Here is a 17,078-nt window from a genome sequence, read left to right on the forward strand (position 1 = left end):
GGATGACCTCATCTAATCTCCAGTAGCAATTTTGACCAATATCGGAGGTGTTATGCGTCTGGATCGTCTTACTAGCAAATTCCAGCTTGCCCTCGCCGATGCCCAGTCTTTAGCGCTTGGGCGCGACAACCAGTTTATTGAACCGTTACATTTGATGAGCGCACTGCTCAATCAGGATGGGGGGACGGTTCGCCCATTGTTGACCTCGGCGGGTATTAATGTTGCCAGTTTGCGCAGCGACATTGAGCAGGCTTTAGGTCGTCTTCCACAAGTTGAAGGTACCGGCGGTGATGTTCAACCATCAAACGAGCTGGTACGTGTATTGAATCTTTGTGACAAATTAGCGCAAAAGCGTGCAGATAAGTTTATCTCTTCAGAACTGTTCGTGTTGGCAGTGCTTGAAGACCGCGGCACCTTAACTGACATGTTAAAGGCTGCCGGTGCAACAACTGATAAAATAGATAAGGCAATTGAAAATATGCGTGGTGGTGACAAAGTCGATGATCCAGGCGCTGAAGATCAGCGTCAGGCGTTGAAAAAATTCACTATCGACCTGACTGAACGTGCGGAGCAGGGGAAACTTGATCCGGTGATTGGCCGTGATGAAGAGATTCGCCGTACTATTCAGGTGTTACAACGTCGTACCAAAAACAACCCGGTATTAATTGGTGAACCCGGTGTCGGTAAAACCGCCATCGTGGAAGGGTTGGCACAACGTATCGTCAATGGCGAAGTGCCTGAAGGCCTGAAACATAAACGTGTGCTGTCATTAGATATGGGCTCACTGATTGCCGGTGCTAAGTATCGTGGTGAATTTGAAGAGCGTCTAAAAGGCGTGTTGAACGATTTATCAAAACAAGAAGGTAGTGTGATCTTGTTCATTGATGAATTGCATACCATGGTTGGCGCTGGGAAAGGCGATGGGGCGATGGATGCTGGTAACATGCTGAAACCTGCGTTAGCGCGCGGTGAGCTGCATTGCGTCGGTGCGACCACCCTGGACGAGTATCGCCAGTATATAGAGAAGGATGCGGCGCTGGAGCGGCGTTTCCAGAAAGTCTATGTTGCGGAACCGACAGTCGAAGACACCATTGCCATTTTGCGCGGGCTGAAAGAGCGATATGAACTGCATCACCATGTGCAGATCACCGACCCGGCAATTGTTGCCGCGGCAACACTGTCGCACCGTTATATTTCGGATCGCCAGTTACCGGATAAAGCCATTGACCTGATCGATGAAGCCGGTTCCAGTATCCGTATGCAAATGGATTCAAAACCAGAATCATTGGATCGGCTGGAGCGCCGAATTATCCAATTGAAACTGGAACAGCAAGCGCTGAACAAAGAATCCGATGACGCCAGTAAAAAACGGCTGGAAATGCTCAATACCGAATTAGAGCAGAAAGAGCGTGAGTACTCTGAACTGGAAGAAGAGTGGAAAGCTGAAAAAGCCTCACTGACTGGGACTCAGAATATTAAGACTGAGTTGGAACAGGCCAAAATTACCTTAGAACAGGCTCGACGTGTGGGTGACTTGGCTCGGATGTCAGAACTTCAGTACGGTAAAATCCCTGAGTTGGAAAAACAGCTAGCGGCAGCCAATGCGCTGGAAGGGAAAACCATGAAGTTGCTGCGCAATCGTGTCACTGAGGTTGAGATTGCTGATGTCCTGGCGCGCTGGACGGGTATTCCGGTATCACGCATGCTGGAAAGTGAGCGCGATAAATTGCTGCGCATGGAACAAGACCTGCATAAACGTGTCATTGGTCAGGATGAAGCAGTCGAAGCAGTATCCAATGCTATCCGCCGTAGTCGTGCTGGGTTATCAGATCCGAACCGGCCAATTGGTTCCTTCTTATTCTTAGGCCCGACGGGTGTAGGTAAAACTGAATTATGTAAAGCATTGGCCACGTTCTTGTTCGACAGCGACGATGCCATGGTGCGTATTGATATGTCAGAGTTTATGGAGAAACATTCCGTATCTCGGCTGGTTGGTGCACCTCCGGGCTACGTTGGCTATGAAGAAGGTGGTTATCTGACGGAAGCGGTGCGCCGTCGTCCTTATTCTGTAATCTTGTTAGATGAAGTGGAAAAAGCACATCCTGATGTGTTTAACATCCTGTTGCAGGTATTGGATGATGGTCGCTTGACTGACGGGCAGGGGAGAACGGTTGATTTCCGTAACACGGTTGTCATCATGACCTCTAACCTCGGTTCAGATTTGATTCAGGAACGTTTCGGTGAAAGAAGTTATACCGAAATGAAGAATATGGTGATGGAGGTTGTTAGCCATCACTTCCGTCCTGAATTTATTAACCGTATAGATGAGGTGGTTGTCTTCCATCCGCTTGGTCGAGCACATCTGGCCTCAATTGCCAGTATTCAACTGGAGCGGCTGTATAAACGTCTGGAAGAGCGTGGCTATCAGGTTACCATTACTCAACCTGCGTTGGAGTTCCTGGGGGAAACCGGCTTTGACCCTGTTTATGGTGCACGGCCATTGAAACGCGCGATTCAGCAGGAAATCGAGAACCCGCTGGCGCAGCAGATACTTTCCGGCAAATTAATCCCGGGAGTACCTGTTACTTTGGATGTGGAAAACGGGCATATCATTGCCAGACAGTAATCGTTAATCCTCAAGGGGGCGAGAAATCGCCCCCTTTTTGTTTTTTTTTTCGCCATATCTACGGTTTTTGCCGTATTAATGAGCAGTTGAAAAGTTTTTTCAAATTAGGGGTTGCAGGCTGTCGGGAACTCCCTATAATGCGCCTCCACTGACCGGGAACAACGAAACATACTTCGCCGGGTCAGGAAGCGAAAAGAATGATTTTGACTTCGAAAGAAACCAAAGAAACTCTTGACTCTTCAGCGGGAAAGCGTATTATCTGCCTCCCGCGTTACCGTAAGATTCGCCGAAAGGCAAACGGGTAACGAACGCTCTTTAACAATTTATCAGACAATCTGTGTGGGCACTCGCAAGACGATATCGAAGCCTGTTTCGGCAGGCAGAAGCAATATCAAAGTCTTGAAGAGTGACCAAAGCAGTACACATTTGAACTTCGGTTCGAATGCTTATTTGCAGAAAGTAATCTTTGAGCATCGCTGCTTTTATTAGTAGCAAATCAAACAAATCTTAAATTGAAGAGTTTGATCATGGCTCAGATTGAACGCTGGCGGCAGGCCTAACACATGCAAGTCGAGCGGCAGCGGGAAGTAGTTTACTACTTTGCCGGCGAGCGGCGGACGGGTGAGTAATGTCTGGGAAACTGCCTGATGGAGGGGGATAACTACTGGAAACGGTAGCTAATACCGCATGACCTCGCAAGAGCAAAGTGGGGGACCTTCGGGCCTCACGCCATCGGATGTGCCCAGATGGGATTAGCTAGTAGGTGGGGTAATGGCTCACCTAGGCGACGATCCCTAGCTGGTCTGAGAGGATGACCAGCCACACTGGAACTGAGACACGGTCCAGACTCCTACGGGAGGCAGCAGTGGGGAATATTGCACAATGGGCGCAAGCCTGATGCAGCCATGCCGCGTGTGTGAAGAAGGCCTTCGGGTTGTAAAGCACTTTCAGCGAGGAGGAAGGCAATCGTGTTAATAGCACGGTTGATTGACGTTACTCGCAGAAGAAGCACCGGCTAACTCCGTGCCAGCAGCCGCGGTAATACGGAGGGTGCAAGCGTTAATCGGAATTACTGGGCGTAAAGCGCACGCAGGCGGTTTGTTAAGTCAGATGTGAAATCCCCGCGCTTAACGTGGGAACTGCATTTGAAACTGGCAAGCTAGAGTCTTGTAGAGGGGGGTAGAATTCCAGGTGTAGCGGTGAAATGCGTAGAGATCTGGAGGAATACCGGTGGCGAAGGCGGCCCCCTGGACAAAGACTGACGCTCAGGTGCGAAAGCGTGGGGAGCAAACAGGATTAGATACCCTGGTAGTCCACGCTGTAAACGATGTCGACTTGGAGGTTGTGCCCTTGAGGCGTGGCTTCCGGAGCTAACGCGTTAAGTCGACCGCCTGGGGAGTACGGCCGCAAGGTTAAAACTCAAATGAATTGACGGGGGCCCGCACAAGCGGTGGAGCATGTGGTTTAATTCGATGCAACGCGAAGAACCTTACCTACTCTTGACATCCACAGAACTTAGCAGAGATGCTTCGGTGCCTTCGGGAACTGTGAGACAGGTGCTGCATGGCTGTCGTCAGCTCGTGTTGTGAAATGTTGGGTTAAGTCCCGCAACGAGCGCAACCCTTATCCTTTGTTGCCAGCACGTAATGGTGGGAACTCAAGGGAGACTGCCGGTGATAAACCGGAGGAAGGTGGGGATGACGTCAAGTCATCATGGCCCTTACGAGTAGGGCTACACACGTGCTACAATGGCAGATACAAAGTGAAGCGAACTCGCGAGAGCAAGCGGACCACATAAAGTCTGTCGTAGTCCGGATTGGAGTCTGCAACTCGACTCCATGAAGTCGGAATCGCTAGTAATCGTAGATCAGAATGCTACGGTGAATACGTTCCCGGGCCTTGTACACACCGCCCGTCACACCATGGGAGTGGGTTGCAAAAGAAGTAGGTAGCTTAACCTTCGGGAGGGCGCTTACCACTTTGTGATTCATGACTGGGGTGAAGTCGTAACAAGGTAACCGTAGGGGAACCTGCGGTTGGATCACCTCCTTACCTAAACGATACGCATTGCGTAGTGTCCACACAGATTGTCTGATAGAAAGTAACGAGCAAATAAGGCCGGACTGAGAGATTAGTCGGGCTTTAGTACCTTGTTGGGTCTGTAGCTCAGGTGGTTAGAGCGCACCCCTGATAAGGGTGAGGTCGGTGGTTCAAGTCCACTCAGACCCACCAACTCATCCTCATAGTGCGTTACAGACACACTCGTTTATACCCATAAACGTCGCGTGACTGCGTCTTGTCTGAGAATGAGTTATGCCGATAAGGTATTTTGCTTTTTATATGGGGCTATAGCTCAGCTGGGAGAGCGCCTGCCTTGCACGCAGGAGGTCAGCGGTTCGATCCCGCTTAGCTCCACCATATAAAAAAACTATTTCAAAACGTACTGCGGTCGTAAGGCACAGTGTGTTGTGAAATATTGCTCTTTAACAATCTGGAACAAGCTGAAAATTGAAACATTACAGCCGAAATTTATCTCTCCGTAGATATACTGAGATAAAGAGTAACCTGTAATAGAGTCTCTCAAATAATCGCAATGCCAATGTGCATTCTGATGAAGAGAGTCGCGTGAGCTAAGTGAAGGCAAGGCGTACGGCACGGAGGACGCGGAGTGAACTTAACGTTCATGAGCATTCCGAGTACCGCACAACGCTGTATTCACGACGCGCAACCGACTTGAACATAAGAAACATCTTTGGGTTGTGAGGTTAAGCGACTAAGCGTACACGGTGGATGCCTAGGCAGTCAGAGGCGATGAAGGGCGTGCTAATCTGCGAAAAGCGTCGGTAAGCTGATATGAAGCGTTACAACCGACGATACCCGAATGGGGAAACCCAGTGCAATTCGTTGCACTATTGCATGGTGAATACATAGCCATGCAAGGCGAACCGGGGGAACTGAAACATCTAAGTACCCCGAGGAAAAGAAATCAACCGAGATTCCCCCAGTAGCGGCGAGCGAACGGGGAAGAGCCCAGAGTCTGAATCAGTTTGTGTGTTAGTGGAAGCGTCTGGAAAGTCGCACGGTACAGGGTGATAGTCCCGTACACCAAAACACACTTGCTGTGAACTCGATGAGTAGGGCGGGACACGTGACATCCTGTCTGAATATGGGGGGACCATCCTCCAAGGCTAAATACTCCTGACTGACCGATAGTGAACCAGTACCGTGAGGGAAAGGCGAAAAGAACCCCGGCGAGGGGAGTGAAATAGAACCTGAAACCGTGTACGTACAAGCAGTGGGAGCACCTTCGTGGTGTGACTGCGTACCTTTTGTATAATGGGTCAGCGACTTATATTTTGTAGCAAGGTTAACCGAATAGGGGAGCCGTAGGGAAACCGAGTCTTAACTGGGCGTCTAGTTGCAAGGTATAGACCCGAAACCCGGTGATCTAGCCATGGGCAGGTTGAAGGTTGGGTAACACTAACTGGAGGACCGAACCGACTAATGTTGAAAAATTAGCGGATGACTTGTGGCTGGGGGTGAAAGGCCAATCAAACCGGGAGATAGCTGGTTCTCCCCGAAAGCTATTTAGGTAGCGCCTCGTGAACTCATCTTCGGGGGTAGAGCACTGTTTCGGCTAGGGGGTCATCCCGACTTACCAAACCGATGCAAACTCCGAATACCGAAGAATGTTATCACGGGAGACACACGGCGGGTGCTAACGTCCGTCGTGAAGAGGGAAACAACCCAGACCGCCAGCTAAGGTCCCAAAGTCATGGTTAAGTGGGAAACGATGTGGGAAGGCATAGACAGCCAGGATGTTGGCTTAGAAGCAGCCATCATTTAAAGAAAGCGTAATAGCTCACTGGTCGAGTCGGCCTGCGCGGAAGATGTAACGGGGCTAAACCATGCACCGAAGCTGCGGCAGCGACACTTAGGTGTTGTTGGGTAGGGGAGCGTTCTGTAAGCCGTTGAAGGTGACCTGTGAGGGTTGCTGGAGGTATCAGAAGTGCGAATGCTGACATAAGTAACGATAATGCGGGTGAAAAACCCGCACGCCGGAAGACCAAGGGTTCCTGTCCAACGTTAATCGGGGCAGGGTGAGTCGACCCCTAAGGCGAGGCTGAAAAGCGTAGTCGATGGGAAACAGGTTAATATTCCTGTACTTGGTGTTACTGCGAAGGGGGGACGGAGAAGGCTAGGCTAGCCGGGCGACGGTTGTCCCGGTTTAAGCATGTAGGCGGTACGACTTGGTAAATCCGGTTGTATATCAACGCTGAGGTGTGATGACGAGTCACTACGGTGATGAAGTAGTTGATGCCAAGCTTCCAGGAAAAGCCTCTAAGCATCAGGTAACATTAAATCGTACCCCAAACCGACACAGGTGGTCAGGTAGAGAATACTCAGGCGCTTGAGAGAACTCGGGTGAAGGAACTAGGCAAAATGGTGCCGTAACTTCGGGAGAAGGCACGCTGGCATTAGGTAATGGGACTTGCTCCCGGCGCCGAAGCCAGTCGCAGATACCAGCTGGCTGCAACTGTTTAATAAAAACACAGCACTGTGCAAACACGAAAGTGGACGTATACGGTGTGACGCCTGCCCGGTGCTGGAAGGTTAATTGATGGGGTCAGCCGCAAGGCGAAGCTCTTGATCGAAGCCCCAGTAAACGGCGGCCGTAACTATAACGGTCCTAAGGTAGCGAAATTCCTTGTCGGGTAAGTTCCGACCTGCACGAATGGCGTAATGATGGCCAGGCTGTCTCCACCCGAGACTCAGTGAAATTGAACTCGCTGTGAAGATGCAGTGTACCCGCGGCAAGACGGAAAGACCCCGTGAACCTTTACTATAGCTTGACACTGAACATTGAGCCTTGATGTGTAGGATAGGTGGGAGGCATTGAAGTGTGGACGCCAGTCTGCATGGAGCCAACCTTGAAATACCACCCTTTAATGTTTGATGTTCTAACTCGGCCCCATAATCTGGGGTGAGGACAGTGTCTGGTGGGTAGTTTGACTGGGGCGGTCTCCTCCCAAAGAGTAACGGAGGAGCACGAAGGTTAGCTAATCACGGTCGGACATCGTGAGGTTAGTGCAAAGGCATAAGCTAGCTTGACTGCGAGAGTGACGGCTCGAGCAGGTACGAAAGTAGGTCTTAGTGATCCGGTGGTTCTGAATGGAAGGGCCATCGCTCAACGGATAAAAGGTACTCCGGGGATAACAGGCTGATACCGCCCAAGAGTTCATATCGACGGCGGTGTTTGGCACCTCGATGTCGGCTCATCACATCCTGGGGCTGAAGTAGGTCCCAAGGGTATGGCTGTTCGCCATTTAAAGTGGTACGCGAGCTGGGTTTAGAACGTCGTGAGACAGTTCGGTCCCTATCTGCCGTGGGCGTTGGAAGATTGAGAGGGGCTGCTCCTAGTACGAGAGGACCGGAGTGGACGAATCACTGGTGTTCGGGTTGTCATGCCAATGGCATTGCCCGGTAGCTAAATTCGGAAGAGATAACCGCTGAAAGCATCTAAGCGGGAAACTTGCCTCGAGATGAGTCTTCCCTGGGGCTTTAAGCCCCCTGAAGGAACGTTAAAGACTATGACGTTGATAGGCTGGGTGTGTAAGTGCAGCGATGCATTGAGCTAACCAGTACTAATGATCCGTGAGGCTTAACCTTACAACACCAAAGGTGTTTTGATTTGAAAGATTGATATTTTCAGCGAAGTTCCGAGATTGGGCTGGCTGGCTGTGTGGAAACATATAGCGGGTTTAGTTTAGACAGAATTTGCCTGGCGGCCTTAGCGCGGTGGTCCCACCTGATCCCATGCCGAACTCAGAAGTGAAACGCCGTAGCGCCGATGGTAGTGTGGGGTCTCCCCATGCGAGAGTAGGACACTGCCAGGCATCAAACACGAGTTATCAGAGTGACATCTGGTAACTGACAAAATCGCTTAGAGCGGTTTTGCACAGCGCGGAGCGCTGGCCCTGTCAAGGGTAAGTATCGGGAAGATACACGTAAAAGAATCGGTGGAGCGGTAGTTCAGTTGGTTAGAATACCTGCCTGTCACGCAGGGGGTCGCGGGTTCGAGCCCCGTCCGTTCCGCCACTTATTGCAAAACCCTGGATCTCTGATTCAGGGTTTTTTGCATTATAATTTTTATATATTGTTGATCTGCTAGATATATCTCTGTGACAAAACCCAACCACAACTCTCTTATTGTCAGTTTGCGACTCCACCATCTGGCTCTCTGTGCTATTTATAATTTTAATTCAATGGGTTATTTACCATACTTTTAACCGAATAGAATGGTGTGGTTAAGAGCAGCCTGGATACACTATAGGAATAAGGAAATATCGATTCTTGATGGGGTAAGCCCTCAGACAGAGGGCTTAATGTTATGCGGGTTCTTTACGGCAAATTAATAATGTATGCCCAATACCAAGACCATCAATATCTTTCTCAACGTAGAATCCAGCAGTAGATAAGCACTGGTAAAAAGTATCTGAATGATAAAAACGGCTATTACCGTTAGCCATACATGTAAAATAAAGAGATGAGGCATTCAAACTGAATGCACCAGCTTCAAATTGTTGCCTATCCCAAAATATCTCCATGATGCATACGTAACTATCGGGCTTCATTGCATGATGAATAAGCTTAAGAATATGGACGATTCGTTCTTCACTAAAGCAGTCTAGAAACTGACTCATCCACCAAACGTCTGCTTCTGCTGGCAATCGATCGGCTAATAACAGATCCACAGGATATGTACTGATACGGTCGCTATAGCCTTTGCTTTTGACGTTCTCGTTGGCTAAGACTAACTGTTGTGGCAAATCCAGCAATGTTATTTTCACATCAGGGTCATAGGCCGCACACTGTAAAGCCCACTTACCAGTATTGGCACCAATGTCATATATATGTTTTGGTTCAAGATCAAAAATAGCTTTTAGCGCAAGCTGAAAGGCATTATCGGAATAAAAATGATCAAAGGCGAACCAACTTTCACGTGCGGCAGTCGGCAACTCGCTCAGTGCAGGGTAAATAGTAGGCCATTCACCAAATACGGATAATCCAGCTGGCTTTCCTGTCTCTAGTGCTTCTTTTAGATTGAATAAACCCTGATAACAAACGTCCTGAGTGAAGTCCATATTTACGCGGGTCATTTGATCATGCAATAAGTAGTGACCGACCTTGCCCAGATAAAATCGGTTTTCCTGCTGGTAGAGGATATTACCGCTAAGCCCCATGTCTAGCAGGATGCTGATTGCATATCGGCTTAGTGTGCAATGAGTCTGAAGCTCATCGAGTGTAATACCACCTTTACCTGATTCATCTAATGCAGCTAAAATTCCTGACTCTCTCAGGTTAAGCGCAGCTTGAAATAGCATAGGGGCAAAAGCTATTTTCTGAGCTTCAGTGATTGCCGCCAAAGCACTAATTTGGTCTTTATCATATCCGTAGCGCAAGCTTACGTCCTCGTAATTCAGGTAATAGCTCACCATTTAGCATTATTCAGCTTTAATGGTGAGCATAAAGTTAAGGTAACTATTTGTTATGTAATGTTTTTATATTGACAGACGATTTAGTTGAATCTGGATATCTTTATTCAAGTTAGCGATCCAGCGATTATATTTTGAGTGTATTTTCCCATTTTTGGCATCCATGTTAGTACTGCCAATATATTTGATTTGGTAATTATTAGCATTGTAATTAATTTGGATTTCAACAGTGTGATCGCGATTTATTAACTTCCCGTTAATCACGCCTTCAGCGCCAGGTATCATTACCCAACCACGGTTTATCCCACCAGCCAGAATCGCTTTTTGTACTTCTGAAGTCGTGTGACTACCAATTATTGTTTGGTTAACGTTTTGGATAGGCGTCGTACCTGCACATCCAGCAATAAATGTGATAGATACCAACCCGACCAAGAGTGCTTTTAATAGTTTCATGATGATCCAATTAATTAATGATTTTCATGTTAACCCATGATAGGAGTAACGGAATAATGCTAAATAGCAGAGATAAAATACTCTGACTTATTCTAATACACAAATATTCTTATGTTTGTTTTATTTTAAAGAAATGTAAAATTTATATTGCTATTTTGCGTCATTTTTTATTTTAAAATTATAATTACTTTTATTAAGTTTTTATTTAAAGAATGTTGAGACTATGCCGATAAATAAAATATTTTACTTTTTAATTTTTTAAAAAATGCGATACGAATGGCCGATAATCAAACCAAAAGATAATAGATAAAGTTTTTAAATGCTTTTTACTTAAAAATAGAATAAATTATCTCGCTTTGCTGTCTGGGAAGTTCTGATATCGTGGCTCATTCATTGAATGTATTGAACTGGCGTGCTTTGGCTCCTGGTATGGCGTCGCAAGAGCACTGGCTTGCCTGGGCACAGGAGGAGGCACTCCCGGCGACATGGCAAGGGGATTTACCCAAGTCATCGCATATCCCTATGATGTCCGCTAGAAGAATGAGTACAGGCAGCCGACTAGCCGTTGAAGCGGGGCTTTCGTTACTAGAGGAAGACACGGCTGATATGGCGATATTTACCAGTCGCCATGGGGAATTAGAGCGCACTTATAAGATATTGCAATCCCTCCATCAGCAGCAGAATATTTCGCCAACAGATTTTGCTATGTCAGTGCATAATACTGCCTCCGGCTGGTTAACTATCATGGCGAGCAATACCATGCCAGTGACGTCTCTTGCCGCAGGCATAGATAGTTTTCAACAAGGTATAGTCGAAGCTATGGGGATGCTGGCTTGCGGCGCTGAGCGTGTGTTATTGGTCGATTTCGATGGAGTAATGCCTGATTTTTATCATTCTCAGACTTCTCCAATAGGGTTGCCCTATGCCTTGGCATTAGTGTTAACCACCGGCGATGATTTACAGTGTGAACGTATTTCTAAGATTGATGTTAATAATTCTGAATTGCCTCAGGGTCTTAGCTTTTTACGTAATTGGTTGAGCAAAAAGGGTTCTTTCGTTATACAAGGCCAGCATAATAATTGGCACTGGAGTCAGTGATGGACAGCTCTCTTGCAGTACAAACTGCACCCCAACATTCTTCTTTGCTAAATCGGTTATGGCGAGTGGCTGCAACCGGTTTTTGTTTTGCACTTTTTGGTCTGGGTGGGCTGTTATTATCTATTCTATGGTTTACCTCTCTGCGCCTAATTGTTCGCTCTGAAGTAGTGCGTAACCAGATCACTCAGCAAAGTATTCGTTATAGTTTTCAACTGTTTTTGCGTATTGCTAAATTTCTGGGTGTTTTTGATTATCAAATAGAAAATAATGAGCTGTTTTGTGAGGACTCGGGGTGTCTGATTGTTGCTAACCATCCTAGCTTATTAGATTATGTGCTGTTGGCAGCACACATGCCAAGATGTGATTGTATTGTCAAAGAAGCATTGTTAAATAACATATTTGTTTCCGGTGTGATTAAATCCGCAGGATACTTAGTTAATGCTGAATCAGATAAATTATTAGCACACTGTAAAGCGCGTTTAGGCCGAGGGGTAAGTATCCTTATATTTCCTGAAGGGACCAGAACAACCGCAGGTTGTGCCCTGAATTTGCAACGAGGAGCGGCGAATATCGCGCTACATAGTGGGTGTGATATTCGCGTAGTATATATTGATTGCAACCCACCAATGCTGACGAAAGAACTAAAATGGTATAATATACCGCCGGTAAAACCTCAATTTAATATTATTGTTCAAAATAAAATCAATAGTAATGACTTTATTCAAGATAGCGATTTATCGTTAGCACTTGCTGCACGACGACTTACTAAACATTTAACCTGCGCATTAATGCCTGAATCTAAGAGAAAGAGTTAATGGAATTACTAAGTTGTGAGATTAAACAGCTAATTATTGATGCCCTAAATCTGGAAGGTATGTCGGTGGATGATATTGACTCACAGGCTGCATTATTTGGTGACGGTTTAGGTTTAGATTCAATCGATGCGCTAGAACTGGGATTAGCACTCAAAAACCGATATAGCGTTGTACTCTCTGCTGAGAGTGAAGATATGCGTCAGCACTTTTATTCGGTAGAAACGCTCGCGAAATTTATTTCTCAACAGCGTAACTAACAGGATATTGTCATAATGGAAAAACAAGAAATTTATCAGCAAATTACAGCTCTTCTGGTTAAGCTTTTTGAAATTGATGAGGCTGACATCAAACCAGAATCACGGCTTTATGAAGAGTTAGAGCTAGACAGTATTGATGCTGTCGATCTGGTTGTACATTTGCAGAAAGTGACGGGTAAAAAAATAATGCCGGAAATGTTCAAATCCGTTCGAACGGTTCAAGATATTGTCGATGCCGTCGATAATTTATTAAATACCAAGTCGTAAATGGTGAAATCAGGTGACAGCTAATCAGCGTAATTTATTCATTGGTCGCCTGACTGTTTTGCTCAAAATCCTCACCGTTATTGCACTTACAGCCTACCCACTGGCGGTATGGTTTGGTTTGTCGCGCTGGGGAATGCAGGTATTAGCGCCAATATTGTTATTAATGTTTACATTGCGCCTCGTTACCGTGCGCAGCAAAATTAAGCAACAACTTTGGTTAGGTAAAGCGCTGGCGCTTGCTGGCATTATTCTGTCTTTGGCAAGCTGGGGTTTAGGCAAGGCGCAATGGTTGTTGTTTTATCCTGTCGTGGTAAACATCATTTTACTGATGCTGTTTTCCTATTCTTTATTTCGCCCCCCACCCATCATTGAAAGATTGGCAAGGCTGTCCGAGCCTGAATTATCTTCCCGAGCGGTGGCTTATACCCGAAAGGTGACACAGGTATGGTGCGGATTTTTTGCAGTAAATGGCACCATTGCTCTGGCGACCTGTTTATACGGCAATATGCATATATGGGCTTTATATAACGGTGGCTTGAGCTATTTACTTATTGGTTCTTTGATGGGTCTGGAATGGATAATCAGGAAAAGGGTTCAACAGCAGTAAATCTACCCATGGCGAATTGGTTGGATCATTCTCGGGATGATGGCCTGGTTATCGCCATGTGTGGCGCAAAGATCATAACCTTGAGTCAATTCAGGTGCGATGTTACCTATCTATTTAATAAAATTAATTTTTTACCCAACCAGCGCTGGGCATTATGTTTTGAAAATAGCTATTGGTTTACTGTTGCACTGCTGGCTACGCTGTATTGCCAAAAAACGCCGGTAATTTTCGGCCATGCACGTGAGGCCGTTCTCAAAGAGCAATTGCATGAGTTTGATGGCCTGCTGACGGATCAATTACTGAATCTTGCCTGTCCAAGCGTTATAGTCGCAAGCCATGCCTCTAGTGAGGCTGCCTATCATCCACTACCTGATTGGCCTTCTGCTGCGTCATTAATCCTCTTCACCTCAGGTTCTACGGGGGCTCCCAAAGCAGTCGTTAAATCTGTTGCGAGTTTGGATACCGAAAGCCATTGGCTGGCTGTTCAATGGGGAGGGCGTTTTGATAGAAAGAATAACCCATTAATTGTTGCGTCGGTGTCTCATCAACATTTATACGGGCTGACTTTTCGTATCTTTTTACCCCTCTCGCTGGGTATTCCCTTTCAGGCTGAGTTGATTGGTTATCATGAACAACTTCAGTCACTACCTGAATCTTGCTCACCGATATTTATCAGCAGTCCGGCATTTTTAAAGCGCATGGATACAAAATTGTCGCCGATTTTGTGTCGACAGATATTTTCCGCTGGCGGGCCGCTCGGTTATCAGGATGCGCAATCTACCTTAAATACACTGGGTACATTGCCAACAGAGATTTATGGTGCCACTGAAACCGGTGTTATTGCTTATCGCCACCAATCAGCACCTGAACAAGCATGGCAGTTTTTCTCCGGTGTCAGTTTGGACATCAACAGCGACAATACTTTCACTGTTTACTCTGCCTTGATACCTGAATCAACAGGTATACCAATGAGCGATATTATTGAGCTATCTGATAACCGGCAGCGTTTTTATCTGCTGGGGCGTAAAGATCGAATAGTTAAAATAGAAGAGAAGCGTGTTTCACTCACCGAGATAGAACAGCGCTTAATATCACTTCCTGAAATTGCAGATGCGACGGTATTGGTCTTAAGCCAAAACGAAAGAGTGAACATAGCTGCTGTTGTGGTATTGACCGACACAGGTAAAGAGCAACTTGCAGCCGCGTCATTGAGGGCTTTTACTCAACGCTTACGCAACACTTTGCGTCACTGGCTTGAGCCGGTCTCTGTTCCTCGTCGTTTACGTGTGATTGATGTTATCCCGCTGAATCCACAAGGGAAGCGTGATTATGCCCGCTTACAGGAGCTATTCTTATGATGTTGCCCGTCGTCGTCAGTCAGCAAATAACAGGTGATCACTTTGCCAGCATCGATCTCTTATTACCTGCTGATTTACTGTGGTTTAGTGGTCATTTCCCCACCTGTCCAATATTGCCCGGAGTCGCACAAATCAATTGGGTTATGCACTACGCCAATCAGCTACTGGGTCAGTTGCCGGTCGTGAGAAGTATCGATGTCGTAAAATTCCAGCGGCCACTGATGCCTGATGATGAAGTCACTCTCGTACTTAATTGGGAACGAACAAATCATAAACTGATGTTTAAGTACCTTGTCCATGGCGAAATAACTGCCAGTAGTGGAAAAATATCCCTATGTCAGTAACCACTTTCGCACCGTGCGTGGTTATCCCTTGTTTCAATCATGGTGAGACTATGGCGGGTGTCTTATCTCAGTTGGCTATGTATCAATTGCCGTGTCTGATAATTGATGATGGCAGTGATGTTGATACTGCCAATGAGCTAACACGCCTGGCGGCGAAATACCCGTGGGTGGTGCTAATAACACAACCCGAAAATCGGGGGAAGGGGCATGCCGTTCTGAATGGATTGAGCGTGGCACAAAAGCAGGGTTACAGCCATGCGCTACAAGTCGATGCTGATGGTCAGCACCAATTATCTGATATTCCAATAATGCTGCTCGAGGCGGAGAAATACCCCCATCATTTGATTTCAGGGCGGCCGGTTTACGATGAGTCAGTACCGAAGGCGCGGCTTTATGGCCGCTATATCACCCACTTCTGGGTATGGATCGAAACCTTATCTCTGTCGCTGAAAGACAGTATGTGTGGTTTTCGCGTTTATCCGATTGCCGAAACACAGGCTTTGGCTGCCCGGCACCCATTGGGTGTGCGAATGGATTTTGATACTGAGGTGATGGTGAGATTATATTGGCAGGGAACTGAGAGCCGGTTCTTGCCAACACAGGTCACCTATCCCGCAGAAGGTATTTCACATTTTGATGCGCTGCATGACAACTTACGTATTTCGTGGATGCATACCCGGCTATTTTTTGGCATGTTGCCGCGTATTCCTGCGTTGCTAAAGCGTAACATGCAAAAGCCCGAGCACCATTGGTCCCAGACGAAAGAACGCAATGGTTTGTGGGGGATGCGCTTGATGTTACGCAGTTATAAAATTCTGGGGCGCACAACTTTTAACCTGTTGTTATATCCTGTTATTGGCTATTTTTGGCTTACCGGTCATCGTCAGCGCCAGGCATCAAACCATTATTTACAACAGCTTACGGCTTTCGCCAAACAGAAAAATCACCCCTTACCGGCATCCTTAAACAGCTTCCGCCATTTCATGCGGTTTGGTGAGTCGATGCTCGATAAACTGGCGAGCTGGCAAGGGGATTTAGTGATGGGTAAAGATGTGGTTTTGGTTGGGCGTGAGCGCTGTGAGGCACAAATTGCCAGCCGTCAGGGGGCGCTAATTCTGGCATCGCATTTAGGTGATATTGAATCTTGTCGTGCTTTGGCTGAGCTATCTGTTGGTGTAAAAGTTAATGCATTGGTCTTTACCCAGCATGCCGCCCGTTTTAATCAGGTCATGCAGGAGATTAACCCACACGCACTGATTAACCTTATCCAGGTAACCTCAATTGGACCTGATACCGCCATTTTATTGCGCCAGAAGCTGGATGAAGGGGAGTGGGTCGCGATTGTTGGTGACAGAACCTCCGTTAGCCCTTATCAACGAGATAACCAACCAAGAGTCATTTGGAGCACCTTCTTAGGCCACCCAGCACCTTTCCCGGTTGGGCCGTTTGCGTTAGCTGCGGCATTGCGCTGCCCGGTGTTTTTGATGTTTGGTTTAAAACTCGGCGGGCAAGGGAAGTTGGCTGCACCATCAGGTGTTATTGATCCCGCATCTGCTGCCCGATTACATGTTTATTTTGAACCTTTCGCCGATCCATTGATATTACCGCGAGCAAATCGTCAGTCGGCATTGCAACAGGCAGTGGATAGTTACGCCGCCCGCCTGGAGCACTACAGTTTATTAGCGCCGCTCGATTGGTTTAATTTTTATGATTTTTGGCATTTAAACGATGAAAAGCCAAACCAAGGAAATCAGTGA

General features: G+C 46.9%; 11 protein-coding genes, 3 tRNA genes and 3 rRNA genes. 15 read left to right on the top strand and 2 right to left on the bottom strand.

Features of this window, described 5'->3' with window-relative positions; genetic code table 11:
* The first annotated feature begins 52 nt into the window (after positions 1-52).
* The 7 genes from clpB to V1956_RS07350 all read left to right on the top strand — a co-directional run bounded on the left by clpB (position 53) and on the right by V1956_RS07350 (position 8,725).
* Entirely contained in the window at positions 53-2,626 is a 2,574-nt protein-coding gene (clpB, locus tag V1956_RS07320) for an ATP-dependent chaperone ClpB (protein WP_372558124.1), read from the top strand.
* 509 nt (positions 2,627-3,135) lie between these two features.
* Positions 3,136-4,678: ribosomal RNA gene (locus V1956_RS07325) — 16S ribosomal RNA — on the top strand.
* 103 nt (positions 4,679-4,781) lie between these two features.
* A tRNA-Ile gene (locus tag V1956_RS07330) sits at positions 4,782-4,858 on the top strand.
* Positions 4,859-4,968: 110 nt separating this feature from the next.
* A tRNA-Ala gene (locus V1956_RS07335) sits at positions 4,969-5,044 on the top strand.
* Between the two features lie 345 nt (positions 5,045-5,389).
* Positions 5,390-8,296, top strand: a 23S ribosomal RNA gene (locus tag V1956_RS07340).
* A 111-nt stretch (positions 8,297-8,407) separates the two neighbouring features.
* Positions 8,408-8,523, top strand: a 5S ribosomal RNA gene (rrf, locus tag V1956_RS07345).
* Together the 16S, 23S and 5S rRNA genes with 3 tRNA genes alongside form the textbook arrangement of a ribosomal RNA operon.
* A 125-nt stretch (positions 8,524-8,648) precedes the next feature.
* Positions 8,649-8,725, top strand: a tRNA-Asp gene (locus V1956_RS07350).
* 290 nt (positions 8,726-9,015) lie between these two features.
* Here the strand turns inward: V1956_RS07350 and V1956_RS07355 are convergent.
* Together V1956_RS07355 and V1956_RS07360 are read right to left on the bottom strand one after the other, a co-directional pair.
* Positions 9,016-10,125, bottom strand: coding sequence for a methyltransferase (locus tag V1956_RS07355; RefSeq protein ID WP_372559750.1), 1,110 nt, complete (start codon positions 10,123-10,125; stop codon positions 9,016-9,018).
* A gap of 63 nt (positions 10,126-10,188) precedes the next feature.
* The gene (locus V1956_RS07360; RefSeq protein WP_372559749.1) at positions 10,189-10,575 is read right to left on the bottom strand and encodes a hypothetical protein; all 387 of its coding nucleotides are present in this window, start codon (positions 10,573-10,575) and stop codon (positions 10,189-10,191) included.
* A 381-nt stretch (positions 10,576-10,956) separates the two neighbouring features.
* Here V1956_RS07360 and V1956_RS07365 point away from each other — a divergent pair, with 381 nt between their 5' ends.
* From V1956_RS07365 to V1956_RS07400, 8 genes are read left to right on the top strand one after another with little or no spacing between them, the layout of a single operon-like run.
* Entirely contained in the window at positions 10,957-11,673 is a 717-nt protein-coding gene (locus V1956_RS07365; protein WP_372559748.1) for a beta-ketoacyl synthase chain length factor, read from the top strand.
* Positions 11,673-12,488, top strand: a complete 816-nt coding sequence (locus V1956_RS07370) for a lysophospholipid acyltransferase family protein (protein WP_442824972.1) — start codon at positions 11,673-11,675, stop codon at positions 12,486-12,488. Before V1956_RS07365 ends, V1956_RS07370 begins: the two co-directional genes overlap by 1 nt.
* A complete protein-coding gene (locus V1956_RS07375) occupies positions 12,488-12,745 on the top strand; it encodes a phosphopantetheine-binding protein (RefSeq protein ID WP_083162977.1) in 258 nt (85 codons plus the stop codon). The genes V1956_RS07370 and V1956_RS07375 overlap by 1 nt, the downstream gene beginning before the upstream one ends.
* A 15-nt stretch (positions 12,746-12,760) precedes the next feature.
* Complete coding sequence (locus tag V1956_RS07380) at positions 12,761-13,012, top strand: acyl carrier protein (RefSeq protein ID WP_083162978.1); 252 nt, start codon at positions 12,761-12,763, stop codon at positions 13,010-13,012.
* Between the two features lie 13 nt (positions 13,013-13,025).
* A complete protein-coding gene (locus tag V1956_RS07385) occupies positions 13,026-13,619 on the top strand; it encodes a hypothetical protein (RefSeq protein WP_420074607.1) in 594 nt (197 codons plus the stop codon).
* Between the two features lie 8 nt (positions 13,620-13,627).
* Positions 13,628-14,977, top strand: coding sequence for an AMP-binding protein (locus tag V1956_RS07390; protein WP_420071034.1), 1,350 nt, complete (start codon positions 13,628-13,630; stop codon positions 14,975-14,977).
* The gene (locus V1956_RS07395; protein ID WP_372559746.1) at positions 14,974-15,321 is read left to right on the top strand and encodes an ApeI family dehydratase; all 348 of its coding nucleotides are present in this window, start codon (positions 14,974-14,976) and stop codon (positions 15,319-15,321) included. Before V1956_RS07390 ends, V1956_RS07395 begins: the two co-directional genes overlap by 4 nt.
* Positions 15,312-17,078: a glycosyltransferase family 2 protein gene (locus tag V1956_RS07400; RefSeq protein WP_372559745.1), complete on the top strand. Its 1,767-nt coding sequence runs from the start codon at positions 15,312-15,314 to the stop codon at positions 17,076-17,078. The genes V1956_RS07395 and V1956_RS07400 overlap by 10 nt, the downstream gene beginning before the upstream one ends.

It is taken from the genome of Yersinia sp. 2540 StPb PI (assembly GCF_052217165.1).
GTDB lineage: Bacteria > Pseudomonadota > Gammaproteobacteria > Enterobacterales > Enterobacteriaceae > Yersinia > Yersinia enterocolitica_E.